General features: G+C 42.4%; 14 protein-coding genes. 3 read left to right on the top strand and 11 right to left on the bottom strand.

Annotated features, from left to right (window positions below; all coding sequences use genetic code 11):
* Positions 1-156: 156 nt before the first annotated feature.
* Genes AC58P7_RS24640 through AC58P7_RS24625 form a run of 4 tightly spaced genes read right to left on the bottom strand, consistent with a single transcriptional unit; the run spans position 157 to position 3,427 of the window.
* Positions 157-933 (bottom strand): enoyl-CoA hydratase/isomerase family protein, encoded by a 777-nt coding sequence (locus AC58P7_RS24640; RefSeq protein ID WP_497347637.1) that lies wholly within the window; start codon positions 931-933, stop codon positions 157-159.
* Positions 934-942: 9 nt separating this feature from the next.
* Positions 943-1,797 carry a 3-hydroxybutyryl-CoA dehydrogenase gene (locus AC58P7_RS24635; protein WP_497347635.1) on the bottom strand — a complete coding sequence of 285 codons (855 nt, stop codon included), beginning with the start codon at positions 1,795-1,797 and terminating at the stop codon, positions 943-945.
* 11 nt (positions 1,798-1,808) lie between these two features.
* Positions 1,809-2,990, bottom strand: a complete 1,182-nt coding sequence (locus AC58P7_RS24630) for an acetyl-CoA C-acetyltransferase (RefSeq protein WP_497347633.1) — start codon at positions 2,988-2,990, stop codon at positions 1,809-1,811.
* Positions 2,975-3,427: a MaoC/PaaZ C-terminal domain-containing protein gene (locus AC58P7_RS24625; RefSeq protein ID WP_497347631.1), complete on the bottom strand. Its 453-nt coding sequence runs from the start codon at positions 3,425-3,427 to the stop codon at positions 2,975-2,977. Before AC58P7_RS24625 ends, AC58P7_RS24630 begins: the two co-directional genes overlap by 16 nt.
* Positions 3,428-3,611: 184 nt before the next feature.
* On the opposite strand from AC58P7_RS24625, the gene AC58P7_RS24620 reads away from it, so the two are divergent.
* The gene (locus AC58P7_RS24620) at positions 3,612-5,066 is read left to right on the top strand and encodes a sigma 54-interacting transcriptional regulator (protein WP_497347629.1); all 1,455 of its coding nucleotides are present in this window, start codon (positions 3,612-3,614) and stop codon (positions 5,064-5,066) included.
* A gap of 3 nt (positions 5,067-5,069) precedes the next feature.
* On the opposite strand, the gene AC58P7_RS24615 is transcribed toward AC58P7_RS24620, so the two are convergent.
* The gene (locus AC58P7_RS24615) at positions 5,070-6,647 is read right to left on the bottom strand and encodes a class I adenylate-forming enzyme family protein (RefSeq protein WP_497347627.1); all 1,578 of its coding nucleotides are present in this window, start codon (positions 6,645-6,647) and stop codon (positions 5,070-5,072) included.
* Between the two features lie 321 nt (positions 6,648-6,968).
* Between AC58P7_RS24615 and AC58P7_RS24610 the strand changes: the two genes are divergently transcribed.
* Both AC58P7_RS24610 and AC58P7_RS24605 read left to right on the top strand, forming a co-directional pair.
* Positions 6,969-7,922 (top strand): NAD(P)H-dependent flavin oxidoreductase, encoded by a 954-nt coding sequence (locus tag AC58P7_RS24610; RefSeq protein ID WP_497347625.1) that lies wholly within the window; start codon positions 6,969-6,971, stop codon positions 7,920-7,922.
* 124 nt (positions 7,923-8,046) lie between these two features.
* Positions 8,047-8,940: a LysR substrate-binding domain-containing protein gene (locus tag AC58P7_RS24605; RefSeq protein WP_497347623.1), complete on the top strand. Its 894-nt coding sequence runs from the start codon at positions 8,047-8,049 to the stop codon at positions 8,938-8,940.
* A gap of 197 nt (positions 8,941-9,137) precedes the next feature.
* Here AC58P7_RS24605 and AC58P7_RS24600 read toward each other — a convergent pair whose 3' ends face one another.
* The 6 genes from AC58P7_RS24600 to AC58P7_RS24575 all read right to left on the bottom strand — a co-directional run bounded on the left by AC58P7_RS24600 (position 9,138) and on the right by AC58P7_RS24575 (position 18,240).
* A complete protein-coding gene (locus AC58P7_RS24600; protein WP_497347621.1) occupies positions 9,138-10,907 on the bottom strand; it encodes a CocE/NonD family hydrolase in 1,770 nt (589 codons plus the stop codon).
* Between the two features lie 18 nt (positions 10,908-10,925).
* Positions 10,926-11,873 carry an alpha/beta hydrolase gene (locus AC58P7_RS24595; protein WP_497347619.1) on the bottom strand — a complete coding sequence of 316 codons (948 nt, stop codon included), beginning with the start codon at positions 11,871-11,873 and terminating at the stop codon, positions 10,926-10,928.
* 47 nt (positions 11,874-11,920) lie between these two features.
* On the bottom strand, positions 11,921-14,407 hold the full coding sequence (locus AC58P7_RS24590; protein ID WP_497347617.1) for a glycoside hydrolase family 2 TIM barrel-domain containing protein: 2,487 nt from the start codon (positions 14,405-14,407) through the stop codon (positions 11,921-11,923).
* A complete protein-coding gene (locus AC58P7_RS24585) occupies positions 14,397-15,908 on the bottom strand; it encodes a carboxylesterase/lipase family protein (protein WP_497347615.1) in 1,512 nt (503 codons plus the stop codon). The genes AC58P7_RS24590 and AC58P7_RS24585 overlap by 11 nt, the downstream gene beginning before the upstream one ends.
* 26 nt (positions 15,909-15,934) lie before the next feature.
* Positions 15,935-17,314, bottom strand: coding sequence for an MFS transporter (locus AC58P7_RS24580; protein WP_497347613.1), 1,380 nt, complete (start codon positions 17,312-17,314; stop codon positions 15,935-15,937).
* A 392-nt stretch (positions 17,315-17,706) separates the two neighbouring features.
* Complete coding sequence (locus tag AC58P7_RS24575; protein ID WP_497347611.1) at positions 17,707-18,240, bottom strand: TetR/AcrR family transcriptional regulator; 534 nt, start codon at positions 18,238-18,240, stop codon at positions 17,707-17,709.
* Positions 18,241-18,497: the final 257 nt, after the last annotated feature.

Genomic DNA, 18,497 nt, shown 5'->3' with positions numbered 1-18,497 from the left:
CCTACAGTCTGTCCTAGGTTCTATGTTATTGAAAAGGGCTAGTGACGACTAACATTCTGACGACTATTTACTGGTACTTTGACGACTCTTAATGGCTTGCCTCGGAAATACATATTCCAAAAAAAACAAAAACCCGCTTTCTAAGCGGGCCGAATTTTATTTCCCAATAAAAAGAGGTTTCCTTTTATCCAAAAATGCCGATATCCCTTCCTTTGCATCTTGGGAAGAATATACATTCGAAAACATACTAGCTTCAAAATCTAATCCTTTTTTCAAATCATAATCGTAACAATTATTAATTATTTCTTTGATCCGATTGATCACCAGAGGGGATTTACTTGACAGTTCTTCCGCCAATCTATGGGCAAACGGAATCAGCTCATCTATCTCGCATACCTCTTCGACCAATCCCATCTGCAAAGCTTTTTCAGCGTCAATCATTTTGCCGGTTAGTATGAGGTATTTGGTTAAGCCATAACCCAACAACCGAAGCATTCTTTGAGTGCCGCCATATCCGGGAATTAATCCTAAATTGATTTCAGGCAATCCTAATTTCGCGTTTTTTCCGGCCACCCGAATATCACAAGCTAATGCTAATTCCAGTCCTCCCCCGAGAGCAAAGCCATTAATTGCGGCGATCGTCACTTGTGGCAAGTTCTCGATAGCATCAAACACGCGTTGCCCATATCGAGAAAAATCAAGAGAATTTGATGGCGTTTGGATGGATTCAAGCTCGGCAATATCCGCACCGGCAATAAATGACTTTACTCCCGCACCAGTAAAAATAACAACCCGAATGGAATCATCTTGACGAGTTTCATCTAATATTTCATTAATCTCTTTTAGGATCTCTGAATTAAGGGCATTCATATTTTTTTCTCGGGAAATGGTTATTTGTAAAATATGATCTGTTTTTGTTCGAATAATATTCATAGTAGCTCCTTATTTTTCATAAGTAAAAAAACCGCGGCCGGTTTTTTTGCCCAACCAACCGGCTTTGACATATTTGCGAAGCAGTGGGCATGGACGGTATTTGGAATCGCCTAGTCCGTCATGCAATATCTCCATAATGTAGAGGCAAGTATCCAGACCGATGAAATCTGCCAATGTCAACGGACCCATCGGATGGTTCATGCCTAGCTTCATCACATCATCGATCGCTTCAGCCGTAGCAACTCCTTCATAAACGCAATAAATCGCTTCGTTAATCATCGGGAGTAAAATTCGATTAGAGACAAAACCGGGAAAATCATTGACCCCTACAGGAACCTTGCCCATTTTCTTGGATAAACCCTCAACGACTTGGTAGGTTTCATCGGAAGTGGCTAGTCCTCGAATTACTTCAATCAGCTTCATCACCGGTACCGGATTCATGAAATGCATGCCAATTACTTTTTCAGGTCGCTTGGTTGCTGCCGCGATTTCCGTTATCGGCAATGATGAGGTATTCGTTGCCAAGATTGTATGAGGAGGGCAGATGTCATCAAGCCTCTTGAATAAATCCGATTTAATGGCCATATTTTCTATCACAGCTTCTACGATAAAATCAGCATTTCCGGCGTCTTCCAAATTCACAGAGCTGGATATACGGCTTAAAATGGCGTCCGCTTCCTCTACACTCTTCCGTCCCTTTTCTACATCGCGGGACAAATTCGACTTGATTGAGCCTAGCCCCTTTTCCACCAACTCTAACCTAATATCATTTAATGCTACATGAAATCCTGCTGTTGCTGCCGTTTGTGCAATACCGCTTCCCATTTGGCCGGCTCCAATGACCATTACACGTTTAATATCCATATTCTCACTCCTTAATGTACTTGTACTAAGATCGCATCACCTTGCGCCGCACCGCTGCATATCGCTGCAATTCCCAAGCCTCCGCCACGACGACGCAACTCATAAATAAGGCTAATCAAAATGCGCGCTCCGCTAGCCCCAACAGGATGACCCAAAGCGATAGCTCCGCCGTTGACATTCACTTTATCCAGCTCCAGCCCAACGATGGTCTTGGAACTGGTCATCACAACTGCAGCAAAGGCTTCATTTATTTCGAACAAATCGATATCGCTAATGGAATGACCTGTCTTTTTCAACAGTTTGTTAATCGCGAGGCCCGGTGTAGTAGCAATATAGGGAGCCTTCTGGCCGACCGCTGCATGCCCAAGGATCGTAGCCAAAGGCTGTTTCCCCAACTCTAAAGCTTTCTCTTCCGACATTAAAACCAATGCTCCAGCTCCATCGTTTACACCGGGTGCATTGCCGGCCGTAATGGTTCCATCGTTTACAAAGATTGGCGCCAGGTTCTCCAATTGTTCCAAGCTGGTATCCTTACGGGGGGATTCATCCGTGTCAACAATGAAAGGCTTACCTTTATGATTGATCGTAATCGGACAGATTTCATCTTTGAACTTTCCTGTGTTAATTGCCGCCACAGCTCTCTGATGGCTGCGATAAGCCCATGCATCCTGTTCTTCACGGGAAATATTAAATTCGTTAGCCACTGAGGAAGCATGAACAGCCATATGAACATCTTCAAAGGCACAAGTTAATCCGTCATGAATCATCAAATCCTGAATCACAGTATCCCCCATCCGCATGCCCCAACGTGTCTTCGATACAGCATAAGGAACGTTGCTCATGCTTTCCATTCCACCGGATACAATGATCTGTGCATCGCCGGCACGTATGATTTGATCACCAAGAATTACTGCACGCAATCCGGAGGCACATACCTTATTGATCGTTTCCGACTGTACTTCCCAAGGCAACCCGGCTTTAATAGCCGCTTGACGAGATGGAATTTGGCCGGCTCCTGATTGCAGAACCATTCCCATAATGACTTGATCAACCAGTTCTCCGCTGACACCAGTACGCTCCAATGCCTCCCTTATGACATTTGCGCCCAAGTCAACCGCCTGTATGTCTTTCAAAACACCGCCAAATTTGCCAAAAGGGGTTCTCGCCCCGCTTACGATTACCGTTCTTCGCATTCCCGGTCTCCTTTCATCAAAGCTTTCATTTCTGCTTTCAGTACTGCGGCAGAATCCTGATTCCTGACACACAGCTTGAACTCCATGTAGCCCATGTCCTTCTTTTTCGGATGGCTTTCTAACGATAGAATAGTAACTTCAGAAGATAACCTATCCCCAGGATATACCGGTTTAAGAAAACGGATTTTATCCATTCCAATGCCACAAATCACATCTTCACCTAGAATACCCATCTTGATCCACAAGCTCCAGGCGAAAGACAAGGTATGAAGCCCCGATGCGGCGATTCCCTTAAACATACTCTCTTTTGCCTTTTCTTCATCCAAATGAAAATAATGAGGATCGTAACGTGAGGCAAAATCAACAATTTCTTCTTTTGTAATCACATCAGATTCTGTCTTAAAAACCTCGCCAACTGAAAATTCCCACAGTTTCATTGTATCCCTCTCCTTCCGTATGGTTCCTATCCGAGTCTAATCGTTTATATAAGCAATTTTCATGCCAATGATATACTGTAAGCATTTGATTACATTTATGAAAGTTGTTGTTTACATTTCTAATAACCGATGATTTACATCCCAAATTATGGGGTTTATACTTTAATAGAAAGGGGTGGTCCGATTGCTGATTAAGGAATTGATGATAACCATCGAAAACTGTGGCGAACATCATTCTCTGCTTGATTCACTGCGAATTTTTGCCAATCATAACACCAATATTATTTCCGTAGTCAATACAGAAAATCAATTGATGGGAATCATCACCAAAAACAAAATTATTCAAGCTATCACGGAGGGCATACCGTTAACGGGGTCAATCAAACCGTTCATTAATTACGCTCCAATTCATATTACGCCCGATATGACAGATTATGAGACTCGAGTCTTATTTTTAAACAAAAGGATCAGCAATGCACCAGTAGTCAATGAACGGCATGAACCAATAGGAATTCTTTCCACTTCTCAGGTCCTTGTTTCTTATAAAAAAATGTATGATTTGCTTGAATCTCAACTTCAATCGAAGTTCGAAAATAAACAGGAGAATAAAATTTCGTATTCTCAGCAGGCATTACAGGATACAAAAGGGGTGAAGTATTCATTTGCCGATATTATCGGACAATCCCCCATCATCCAAAAAGTAAAGAAGGAAGCCTTGGCCGCTTCGCGAAGCCTTTCGACTGTTTTGCTGATCGGAGATAGCGGAACAGGCAAAGAGCTATTTGCACACGGCATTCATGACGCTTCCTCCTTGCCAGGCAAATTTGTTAAAATAAACTGCGCCGCCATCCCAGAAGAGTTAATGGAATCGGAATTTTTCGGATATGAAGAAGGATCCTTCACTGGTGCGAAAAAAGGGGGTAAAAAAGGGAAATTTGAACTTGCCCAGAACGGAACGCTATTTTTGGATGAGATCGGCGAAATGCCGATATACCTTCAGGCAAAGCTGCTTCGTGTTCTTCAGGAAAAGGAGTTTGAACCCATCGGCAGCCATAGAACCATTCAATTAACTACAAGAATCATTGCGGCAACAAACCAAGACTTAGATCATTTAGTAAAAATCGGTAAATTTCGTACTGATCTTTACTACCGCCTCCATATAATAAGACTCGATATCCCCTCTCTACGTGAGCGCAAAGAAGATATTCCCGATATTGCGGATTCGATTATTGATAAATTAAATCAATCGGGTTTCTTAATAAAAGGGATTACTAGCTCTGCTATGTCTGCCTTGCTAAACTATGAGTGGCCGGGAAATATCCGCGAATTACATAATATATTGGAACGTGCAGCGAACGTAACTACGGATGGGCACATCGATATCCATCAAATACCAGACTACATCCTTAACAACAAAAATAGTTCGGGCTTAAGACTCGAAAACACGCTAAATCCCGAGGAGCCCCCCCACTCCATGCTTGGTGGACACAAGCAAAGCATGAATCATAAAGAACGGGAACTCATTCTGGACGCCTTGCAAAAAGCACAAGGAAATAAGACTATCGCCAGCAAAATGCTTGGTATCAGCCGACCTTGGCTGTACGCCAAAATGAAAAAATACAAAATAGAAGTCAATTGAATACTAGATTTTCCTAATTTGATCACGCCAGTAAACATCTCTAACTTTTCTTCTAAGAACCTTCCCTACTGCACTAACCGGGAACTTGCTAACGAATGTAATCGTTTTGGGGGCTTTGTAACTTATCTTCATCTTCACGAATTGTATCAATTCATCTTCGCTTACCGTTATATCTTCCTTTAATATGACTTCCGCATGTACGGCTTCCCCCCACTCTTCGTGCGGTACTCCGACAACTACGGATTGCTGCACGGCGGGATGGCTGTTTAAAGCATTCTCGACCTCGATTGCATAAATATTGAAACCTCCGCTGATGATCATGTCTTTCTTACGATCCACTATATAAATATAACCCTCTTCATCCATGTAACCCATATCACCGGACTTCCAGAAGCCGTCTTCTGAGAAGCCAGCCGCACTCTCCTCTGGTGAATTGTGGTAGCAGTTAATCACTGAAGCACCGCGAATAAATATTTCACCAATCTCGCCAAATTGCACTTCTTCTCCTAAAGCATCCACGATCTGAATCTCGACACCAAGTAATGGCCTGCCGGATGAAGCCAGTTTCCGCTTATCCTCTTCCGATTTCACGAGATGATCAGACTTACCCAAAAACAAGATGTGCGGCCAAGCTTCCGTAGAACCATAAAGTTGAATAAAAATGTTCCCGAATTTTTGTTGCAGGCTCTCCAATTTGGCTGGGCTCATCGGCGCACCGCCATAAAACACTTTATCCAAGCTGCTTAGATCGTATTTTACGTTTGAGTCTGAGTCATTCAGTCGATAAAGCAAAGTGGGAACCGCCATAGAAGAGGTAATCTTATTTTTTTCTACCGCTTCAGCGAACATGTTCTGGTCCGTGTTGTTGATCGTATAATTAGTTCCACCCTTAAAATAAACGGGCATAACAAAAGTTGCCGTAGCATGGGTAATAGGGGCCATATGAAGAAACTTCACATCTCCGTCAAAATAGTTTTCCGGATGAGAATACGTTTGGTAAACAGCATTCAAGGTATTGCGCAGCGTGTACATGGCGCATTTCCCTCTTCCCGTAGTTCCCCCCGTAAATCGATAATGTGTAATGTGCTTATCAATATCGTATATATAATTGACTTCATCTTCACTCGCTTTTTCGATAAGATCCCAGAAATAATGAATACCTTCCCGGATATTGGACGGTTTATCCATGCAGACAATTTCCATTCCTCTATGCCTTAAAGCTTCATAATAATTTTTGCTTTCGAGCATCTCATTCTCTATAAAGATTAGTTTTGGCTTCAAGAAATCAATATGGTATAGATGTTCATCGAATGAATCCCTGTAATTCAACCATAGACCGCTTGTTTTCCCCTTTCCTGTCCAAAAACTGAACAGACTATTATTATCATTTTCCAGCAGAGTTGCAAAAATATCACCGACGTGCATGTCAAACTCGTCCCTCATCATGTTACAGATCTTGTTTGTTAACAAGTGTAATTCCTTAAATGTAATAAAACGATTTCTTTCTACATTGGCAAGCGCAAGTCGATCCGGATGTTGTTGAACTTGTTGCAACAAAATTTTACCGAAATTTACTAGCATGCTTTTACCCCCATAAGTGATTTGGTGTGAATAAGTGATCATGCAGCAAAAGACATGCCAATCGGAAAAAACTAATTTCGAGGGAGATTCTACGATTATATGTTTACATATATTTACACTAGTGTTGATAAATATAAGCATTGTGTAAATTACTATTAACAATATAGTTTACTTATTGTCGTTCGATCATCATTGACTCCTTGTAAATATGGATACTTCAAGAAATAACAAGTTAATTGGCATTATTCTTGCTGTAATAAAACTGTTCGAAGCTTATGCTTTAAAGAAACGCACACAAGAAAAGAAAGGAAATGATATGAATTGAAAAACAAGATATGCACCCTATTAGGAATCGAATATCCTATCATTGAAGGCGGATTAGCCTACATTGGAAATGGATTGCTTGCCGCAGCAGTTTCCGAAGGAGGAGGTTTTGGGCAAGTCGGTTCCGCTGGAAGAACACCAGAGGGATTTGAAAGGGAAATCCTCATTGCCTCTAAAAAAACAAACAAGCCCTTCGGTGTGAATATCCCAATTAGGGAGTACGCGGATAACAACCAATTTATGGAGGTTATTCAAAAGCATCGCAACCTGATCAAAGCCGTTAGTCTCGGGGCGGGAAATCCTGCTCCTTTTATTCCCATTTTGAAAGATCTGGGCCTGGTGGTTATGGTCATTACGTCAACTCCAAAGCAAGCCAAAAAAGCGGAAAGCCTTGGAGCCGATATGATCATTTGTGAAGGATACGAAGCTGGAGGATATAATGGTCCTGCTGAACTCACCACATTTACGCTTATTCCGCAAGTAGTTCGGGCTGTTTCCATCCCTGTCGTTGCTGCTGGAGGCATTGCAGACGGGAAAGGCATGATTGCTGCGCTTATGTTAGGTGCAGAAGGAATCCAAATGGGTACACGATTTGTGGCCACAATCGAATGTGAGGCACATGAGAATTACAAAAAATTGCTGATTGAAGCCAAGGAAGACGCCACAATCATTATGACAAGACTCGGCGGTCCACGGCGTGTTTATAAAAATCAATATGCGATTCAAGTTCAAGAATTGGAAAAAAGCAATGTAGAGAAGGAAGAGATATTATTCTATATGAAAGGAATCAATAACAAGAGGGCTGCTATCGATGGCGAAGTAGAAAATGGCTTCATGGCTGTTGGGCAGATAGTTAGCCTAATAGATGAGATTGAGAGCGCCAGCACTGTTGTCAAACGTATAGCTGCTGAAGCAATAGAAGCTACGCGTTCGTTTAAACTATCATTATGAGCGAAATTGACGTAAACCCAATCCGTCATAGGCATTCCATCTTTAAATCGGAACCTTTCTGCATATATGATATAATTGTAGGGTAGACCTACAGTAATATTATTATGATGAAATGAGGAATCCGATGGAACTACGCCATTTGCGTTACTTTGTTACAGTTGCTGAGGAATTGCATTTTGGTCGAGCTGCTTCACGCTTAAACATTGCGCAGCCGCCTTTAAGCCAACAAATTCGTCAGTTGGAGAATGAATTGGGCTTTCCATTATTATTCCGTAACAAGCAACGAGTTGATCTGACGGAAGCTGGAAAAGTCTTCTTAGAAGAGGCCCGTTTAACTTTGGCACAAGTAGAAAAGGCATTGGATGCTGCCGATCGAGCATATAGGGGGGCAACTGGTAGACTGGACATTGGATTCGTGGGGTCAACAACTTATAACATTGTTCCTTTGCTGCAAAACTATCGATTACAGTTCCCTTCTGTTAACCTGGTGCTTCATCAAATGAAGACACCGAATCAATTGCAAGCTTTACATGATGGCCGTATTCTTCTGGGTATAGTACGCACTCCAGTTCAGAGCCCTTTTTTAACATCTAAAGTTATTCATAAAGAGAAATTCGTTGTAGCTCTTCCTCATAAACATCTTTTAACAAATCAAAAAAGCTTACGTGTACAAGATCTTGCCAATGAAGACTTTATTGTATCTTCCCGCAATAATGGATCGATTTACCATGATGCGGTGATCCATCTCTGTTATAAGGCAGGTTATCAACCTAAAATTTCGTTAGAGGCACCTGAAATTCTGACCATTGTTGCGTTCGTATCGGCCGGGATGGGAGTTGCCTTCGTTCCCGCTTCCTTTCAAAATCAGCAGAACAATGGGGTTGTCTATCGAGAATTAGATGAAGTTGATTCAAGTTTAGAAATGTCCTTTGTTTGGAGAAAAAACGAGAAGTCGCAAGTTTTGCAAGAATTCCTCAATTGCATAAATAACATGAATCCTCCGAAAGAATTCAATTGAAAACTTCGGGGGATATTTCATGCATTTGAACTTGGCTCCTGTCATTTTTATATATGAAAGAGGATACACTGCTCATTGAGCAGAATATCCCCCAATCACGACAGATGCACCCGTGATGCCTCCGTGATGCCTCTCCCCTTATCACTTGTAAGAAATACTGCGTAATCTACATCACTTTTACATTCCTGACAATACCATTATGAACGCGGTATTACCGGAAGCATGATGTGCGACGGATGCTCCTTGTCGTGTAGAATCCGCTGCCTTGCAACAACAAAATCTGCTTCGGTATCCACACCACAATCATGGCCGGTATTGGAATTGCGATCCCACCGTGGGAAACTGCTACTTGTAATATCCACGCGAATGCGGTGCCCTCGTTTAAATACATTGGATGTAGCCCACAAATCCACTTCAAACAAATACGGCTTATCTGGACGAAGCAGGCTCACTTCTCCCGTTTGTTCAAAATCACGATAACGGGCACGAAGGATGCCATCTGTCAGGTTTTGCGCGTATCCATCCGGGTGGACATCCACAAGCCTCACCACAAAATCGGTATCCAGTACACTGGAAGATGCCCATATATTTGCTTTTATGGGTCCAGTCACCTCCAGATCATCTTCGAGTATCTCCGAAGTATAGACAAGCACATCTTCCCGAATCTCAATGACACGTTGATCCTGTGGTCCTTCCGCATAGTATGGTACAACTAGAAAAGCTCCTCCTGTTGTTTCCACAGGATTGGCAGGATTGTAGTCATACGTATCCGAAGGCTCTTCTGCTGCCGGCTTCAGAGACAGCTCACCGTCTCCATACAGAGTATTGGCATTCCCCTGACTATGTAAATAAAATGGTTTATACTGCGTACGGGCAAGCGGCCACTCTTGTTCGTCCCGCCACACATTATCTCCCATTACAAAAAGCTTAATCGGAGCTTCTTGCTCCATCCCATTATCTTCATGTTTCAGAAGCTGATCGAACCATCTAAGATGCATTCCCGGTATATCAATTGCCGCAGCACTCGAAGATAACCCAAAGAACATATCTCCCACACGCACTGTTCTGGTCCAGTGCGTCCATGGTCCAATTACTAATTTACTCTTAGCTGCCACTTCTTTGTTCGCATGTTTTTTCACACCTATATAATTGTTAATCGTACCATTCAAAAAAACATCGTACCATCCCCCAATATGCAAGGACGGAACATTAACATTTGCATACGTATCCGTAAATGACAACTTTTCAACCAATGACTTGTTCTCATATCCTCCACGAATAATAGCCATAGCAGAAGGTGGCAATTGATTATTAATAAATGGTTCATAGGAATTCAACGGCAATGCTTTCAGTTGCTCTTTGATTTGTTCCATGTCGGAGGAAAGGCGAAAGAGTGCCTGCATATACGCTTCTTCTTCCAATCCCATTTTTCCGAGTGTATCGCTATGAAGCCCCAAAGCCCATGCCGTGAAGAGTCCCAGTTCTAATGCCCCACCCCGATACCAGAAACCGTCTCTGGGCGTTTCCCATATAGTCGTCGGAACAGCTGCCTTATACGTTGAAATTCCTTTGTCCATCAAACACCACTGGGTAAATGCTAGGTAGGAACCACCAAATGTGCCCACTTCACCAGTGCTGTACGGCATCTCTGTTGCCCAAGCTATTGTATCAAAACCATCTTCAGCTTCTTGATTCATAGCAGGAATAATATCCCACTCACCCTCGGATGCAAATTTACCCCTGGTATCCTGTAGGACAACCACATACCCCTTTTTTACTGTGCTATAAATGTCAATCATTGTGCCATCCGGTCCATAGCTGGCCGCATAATCTTTACCGTATGGCATTCTGCTTACTAATACCGGATATTTCCCCTCGTTTGCCGGCCGAATGATAACCGCACGCAATAAAATTCCATCTCGCATGGGAACCGGCACATCAAATTCCGTGATAATCTGTCTCTCCATAAAGATTCCACCTACCTCCTAAGCTTCCTTCAAAGCCGCCTCTTCCCATTCCATCCGTGCCGGTAACGGTAACAAGAATCTCTTTTGCAACCATTTATCAACCATATCTACCCATACTGACACAGCCGGTACAATATTGCTTAATGCTGACGAAGTAGCCTGTGTTGCAAGTGCAAGCCCATGACCGCCATCTTCAAAAATATGCATCTCCACCGGAATTTTCTTGCGTACAAGACTTTCTCCCATGCAGACTGTCTGAAGCACAGGAACTGTTTCGTCTCCAGCTGTTGCCCATAAAAATGTCGGCGGCACATGTTCATCTACCAAAAGAGAGGGGCTTAACGCGCGCCGTTTCTCCTCATCCGGATTCTTTTCTCCAAATAAAGCAACCGTATATGCATCTAATAAATCCGGAAAGCTGATCACCTGGGGATCCATCTCCATAGTTTGGTTGTCACCAACCCCGTATCCCAGAATAACTGCAGCAGGTGGAAGTCCCGCTTCTACTCCAATAAAATCAGTGATGAGCGGTTTATTCCAATACACAGCATACATAGCACAGTTATGACTGCCACCCGAAAACCCACAGATGGCAATGCGATCAGCGTCCACCAACCATTCCTCTGCGTGCTGATGAATATACTTCATCGCAAGTCCCATATCATGTACTGGTGCCGGATGGGCTGTCTCTGATCTTGGCTCCAGCTCATTGGCATATTCCGGAAAACCCTCTCCTTTGTAATATACGGAATATCGCAGTACAAACGCATGATATCCCATAGCTGCAAAGCGAAGTGCAATCGGTTCTGCCTCCCGATCAGAGCAGTACAGATATCCACCACCCGGACAAATTAATACGGCCGGGCGCTTTTTTCCGTTTAGCATTTCCCAGGAATCATCCAGCACATAGGTTGTCAAAGTTACATCTTTGCGGCCTTCCCGCAATGGTATTGTTTTTACTAACATGTTATAACTCCCCCCTCAAACATATTGTTTATTTTCTTCCGCTTTTGTTAGGAAACGGATTGTATTCTTACCTCTATCTCTTTTAATCCTTCCGAAGAGATATGCACTAGAATTTCTCCCGGCGTATTCGTAGAACGAACGACTGCCAAGACACGTCCCTCAAAGGTATCCCACGTCGTATCAAAATAATTGCCCTCTGATTCCGGATTTGCGCTTCCATATCCCTGCAAAGTGCCTGCACCCTCTACGGTAACCGTTACCGCTCTTGTAACAGCCGGATTGATGGTTCCTGCTTCGTCAACGAGGCTGATGACTACATAAGAAAGATCCGCTCCGTCTGCTGCAATGACATCTCTGTCTGCTTCTGCCTGCAGCTGCAGATGGTCAGATGCGCTCTTTAATTCCATTCGTCCATCTTCCTGGCTGTTCGTATAGCCAACCGCCAGCAGATTACCAGGCTCATAGCTAATTTCAAATTCTGCAGTATAATCTGCCGTCTCGGCAGTTTTCTTTCTTCCAAAGCTCTTTCCATTCAAGAAAAGCTCCACTTCTTCTGATGCAGAAAACACACGGACTATCGCAGGTTTTCCCTCGTAGCCCAGCCATGTCCAGCTCTCGATATCATCAAACAGCATCCATGGCGTTTTCGTCACCACTTGTCCGTATCGTTCTAATCGTTCCACTGCAATATATGGCTCTTTGCGCAAACCATATACAATCTCTCTGAAATAGCTAACAGGACGACGGATACCAATCAAATTGATATCGCCGATATAGGCAGCTCTCGCAGGCCATTTTGCCCAAAAGTTCTCTGATCCGTCATAGCGAAAGATACCACATCCTGCCTCTCCGAGATAATCATATCCAGTCCAGGTCATATCACCAATCACGTGGGGATGTTTTTTCACCAAAGACCAAAGTCTGACAATGTCTGCCGGAAATGTTTCTGTGCCAAGAATAATCCGATTCGGATACGTTTCATGATCCAATTCATATCTGCTGGTCATGTAGTTCATTCCTGCAATATCCATCGTTCCAAAGATTTCTTCTGTCCGCTCTCCAATCAGTGGATGACTAAAGAGCATATCCCCTGTCACACCCCCTGCAAAGGAAATCAGATTATTCAAGCCATTGCTTCCCGAGTCATCGCTTTGACTTCCGTCTTCAACCTCCCTCTTCTGCGCATTGACTTTCTCTATAATCTGTGGCACAAGCTGATCCAACTGATCCATGATAGTAATCATTCCATTAATACCATTTGTGATATATCTGGTATCATCTAAACTACGGATTTTATCCACAAGTTTGCGATTCCAAAAGGCCCCTCTAGAGGTTCCCGCCTCATCAATTTCATTTCCCACACAATATAAGATTACGCAGGGATGATTGAAATCTTTTTCTATCATCGCTTCTATATCCCGCTCCCACCATTCCGTAAAATGGTTGGCATAATCGTTAGCACATTTTGTATGAGTCCACGTATCGAAAGTCTCATCCATAACCAGCATACCGTACTTGTCACAAGCATCCAGCAGAGCCGGGCTAGCCGGATTATGCGAACTTCGGATACAATTAAAACCAGCTTCCTTCAATTGTTGAATTTTTCGTTCTTCTGCTCTTGTCAGAGAAACAGCACCAATCACTCCGTTATCGTGATGGATACAGGCTCCTCTTAAATTTGTCAGGATTCCGTTCATTCGCAATCCGTGCTTAACATCCAATTGTAGTTTACGAACCCCAAATGTGGAAGAAGCCTCATCGACCACCTGTCCATCCTGTTCAATTCGAATGATACACTGATATAAATAGGGTGTTTCACAGCTCCAAAGCTTTGGGCTGTCTATTCCAAGTCTGCGGCGTAAATGTACGGTCTCATCAGAATAGGCTGTATACTTGACTTTTTCACAATTTACACAATGCCCATCGGAATCTACGATTTCAAAAACTACGGTTGCAGTCTGTCGATTGCGGTCAGCATTTTCAATTGCGACATCCACCATCACCTGTGCGTAATCAGAATCTATCTCCGGCGTAGTAATCCTTAGCCCTCGTAATCCAACGTGCATCGGATTGGCCACATACAGCTTCACATTGCGATAGATTCCTCCGCCAGTATACCAGCGACTATTCTTTTCCATACCGGTATTAGCAATCACTTTGATTTCATTCTTCTGCCCATACTTCAAAAAATCATTGGTGCGCACATAAAACTGCGAATATCCGTAAGGCCTTTGCACTGCCAGGTCATCATTGATATACACCATAGCATTGTTGTAGATACCATCAAATTCAAGAAAGATTTCTTTGTTTTTCCAATCTAGCGGTACCTCAAATGCTTTCGTATATGTATATACATTACCCGGATAATAACCCGTATGACTTGCATTGGCCGTATCAGGTGTTCTGTTTTCCAAAATCATGGAATCATGAGGCAAAACAACATATTTTTTGGGCTCATCCTCCACCGGAGTTCCCCAGTTATTAGGTGCCCCATTGGAAAAACACCAACCGTCATTGAAGTTTCTAGCTTTCATCCTGCAAATCTCCTCTGTTATCATATTTATCGTAAATGCGGAACATCTCTATACTGGGATGGGATATCATTCCTACCTGTTCTCCTAATTCCATAACCATCTCCAGATTCTTACCAAATGTATCCCATTCGGCTTCAGCGTCTCCATTCGGGTTTCCTGTCTTAACAAAGTGAAGCAGATAGTTGGACATCTTCTCCATTAACTGTTGATCCATCTCTTCCCATAGTGTCTCTGATTTATCCAGATTTCTGTAGAAATACAGCAGCTCTGATGAATGATACACCCCGTAGTCCGACCCCGGTGTTACACGGTTAAAATAATAATAGAAGACATCTGAATTTCCGGAAGAAACCTGTAATTTTGCCCATGAATAGATGGTATACGCAAACAACTTCTCTCCGTAGGCAGCACACATAGACTGGATTGCTTCTTTCCCATCTGTCAGAGGATATCTCTCTAGAAAACGAAACGCATCTTCCTGATAACGCTCCCTCGCTAACTTTTCAAATTTCTGTTTAATTTCCTCTTGTTCAAAATAAAACTTAAAAATAGTTCCCTCATCTGCATTACTTCCCAACAGAAGCGGTACATCGTTCTGTTTTCGATTCGCAAAGACTTCTTCTGCACACGTCGGCCAGACATACCCATCCCGGAATGGTAAGAATCCCCATCCTGCTTCAAACAGCTTCTCTGTGGGCATCATGCGTAATTCTTCGATTGACGTTGCCGCAAGTCTCTGCATGTACTCACTTCCCTGCTGTTCTGCATCTCTTAAAGAAATCTGTGGACAGTAAGTATCTCTTCCAATATGCGCGCCACTTTGCGCGGATGCTCTCGCAAAAAGCCCTTTTGCCAAAGGAGATTCGTACAGGGCATTGACACTAATCGAACCAGCGGATTCTCCAGAGACCGTTACCTGGTCCGGGTTTCCTCCAAAAGCATCAACATTCGCTTGAATCCATCGCAAGGCCTGTATCTGATCCAAGAGTCCATAATTACCGGAAGTATGATAGGGAGCTTCTTTTGAAAGCTCTGTGTGCGCCAAAAAGCCAAACACACCCAATCTATAATTTATCGTTATAACAACAATACCTTGCTCTGCCATGTGCGTGCCATCCAAGACCGGAACTGCTCCAGAACCTGCTTCAAATCCTCCTCCGTGAATCACGCAGAGTACAGGAAGCTGTGTTTCCTTTTTCAAACATGCCACCGGAGTCCAGATGTTTACATACAGGCAGTCCTCACTTGGCGTTTCTTCCGCCCTGAGACTCCACTCTGATCCATATGGTGAAGGAACATTCCAATCATCTAATGATGCCTGATATGCGCATCTGGAAAAGTGAGTACAATCCCGAATTCCCTCCCAATCTGGCACCGGCTGCGGAGCTTTCCAGCGCAGCTCCCCTGTAGGGGGCGCTGCGTATGGAATTCCTGCAAACAACACAACCTGTTCACTGCTTAAAGTTCCTTGTATTTTTCCTTGCTTTGTATGTGCAATCATCAAGAGGAATCCCTCCTTTATCGTCGCTATTCTTCAGTCACTGCTGCCAATACTTCTGACTGTTTTTTAAGTTTGCTATTTACTTCATCTACATTGAGTAACCAGAATAAAATAACCAATAAAATGCCAGCAATCAACTGTGACAGTAAGTATGCAAGAGTAATGCCGGTCTTTGCACCCGCTGACTGCACCGTTGCCATACCGTCATAACCTGAAAGGCTCAATATTACTCCTGTAAGTCCTGTACCAAGTCCCAATCCCACCTTCACACCTATAGAAGTGCAGGAATAAAACATTGCTGTAATATCTTTTCCTTTTTTTATTTTGGTATATTCCGCAGCTTCTGCTATTAAAGGATTAATCGTAACATAAGATGGAAGAAATCCAACTGTCGCAATAAAGAGTCCAACACTTACAATCAAAATGGAATTTGTATTAATAAAAATTAATGCAGTAGCTACTATGGCAATTACAGAACCAATCACATTACTTTTTCTGGGACCTATTTTATTCACAATCGGATTTACAAATGCAAGCAAAACCACCAACGGAAAATACATTGCCAGAGTAAGCCAACCAAAGGCAGATGAATCATTTAAAACATAAGTACAATAATATATTGCAGCACTAGACTGTATGCCGCTATATAAATAAATGATTATATAAATGCAAAGTAATATCCAAAAATACTTGCTTTGTAACAAAAGTTTTAGAGATTCTATAAACCCAATTTTATTTTCTTGTTTCTCTTTCTCGGTTTGGTTTTCTTCCGGTAATTCCTTTACCACAAGCCCACACCACAGAATAGCCAAAAAAGCGACGAAACCAATGATAAGTGCTGTTATTCTCCAGCCTGTATTGCCGCCTCCAAAGAATTCCACCATATAGGTAGCACCAAAACCTAATATAAGCGCTGGGAAAATACCCAGAACAGTCATAAAAGCTGACAAAGAGTATCGATCCTTAATATTCTTAGTAGACGTTGCCATCAAAGTTGTAGCAGCAACACCGAATATGGTATAGAATACACTGGAATTTAGGGTGTACATGATAAATAAATAGACATAAGATGAAGTTCCATGCAAAAAGGACGGAAAATAAAACAACAGAAAGGTTGTCAATCCAAATGGTGCTGCACTAAGTATTACCCAGAATCTTGCCTTGCCCATTTTGGAATGGGTAATATTTATCAAATGCCCAACAAAGATATCCGCAATACCATCCAGAAATTTCGAAATCATAAGCAAGGTTCCGACGACAGTCGCACTTAGCCCCAAGGAATCTGTACAGAAATACATGAAAAATGACACAATCAACATATATGCCGCGTTACCGCCAAAACTACCCATGCCATAGGAGAACTTTGTCCACAACGACATTCTCATTTCATTCACTTTACTTTCCATAAAATTACCTCCTCATTTTTCATGACTCTTTAGTTTCTCTACTGATCCTGTGGTAGAATAAACAACACATGCAGAGAATCCTCCGTAGCTTTATAGCGTATTCCATTTGTTTCTCCTTTGAAATTGTAAACGGTTCCAAAAAGTGTCGAAATGATACGGAGGGCGATAAAATTAACAAGTGTGGACGCATGTTGAAAGTGTTTCTTTGGATTTCCTGCCGAGATTGGTTCGAACAAATGAACCGGCCACCAAGCCGAAAATCAGCTGGACGGAAGAAGAAAGAGATTCCTTGAACGATTCAGAACTGTCGTCGAATAGATTTCTTAATTTTCAGACGATTATAGTTTTAAAGTTTATGCAACGCTAGTGCTTGCAGTTAGTTAATGTTTGAGCTATTTTGTCATATTTGATAGGTATTCAATTACTTTTTTTCGAAATTCTTCACTTAAATCACCAATGCCAAATATTTCAGAAACCCATAATCCATCCGTCGCTAATCGGATAACGGTCGCTTGTATTGGGTCAATTCCATCTTTTTCTATTTTTTCTTGAATACCATGATACATATTTTTCCATTCATCAAGCAAATGCGGATTTGTGAACAAAGCCGTAGTCAGTGCTTCATAAATTCCGGCACTTTGTTTACCTTCTTTTAAACTTGCCGCGATATATCCTCGAGTCCACCTTCCTTTGCTTGGAGGCGTATTATCCACGTTATTATTTATTTCCTCAAGAAATATTGAGCTTGCCTCTTCAACCATCCCGCTAATTAATGCTTCCTTGTTTGGAAAATGATAAAGCAATCCTCCTTTACTAATGCCTGCCTCTTTGGCAACTGCCTCAAACGTCAGCTTCTCGACACCATACATTTTTACGGTTTCTGCAGCAGCCAATAAAATGTGTTTGCGTTTTGAATAAATGTTCATACATCTCCCATCTCGAATTTAGTGTAACGTATGGACGGCTTTCCTCAATTAAAATGTTAGAATTAGTTACACGAATGGCATTGTTTTTCTAACAACTTAATTCCGAAGTTCTTCTCAAGCGTTGAAGCAGTAACTAAAATGTTCTTACATTTTGAGTTAATATTCATACTCTCCACTTCGGATTTAGTATAACGTCCAGACGGACTTATTACGTCAATGAAAGCAATCAAGATAAGTACGTTAAGAAACTGACGACG

Source organism: Paenibacillus sp. J22FR5 (assembly GCF_059691975.1).
Note: the sequence above shows the minus strand (reverse complement) of the source record. Positions and strands in the feature narration are given on the sequence as shown.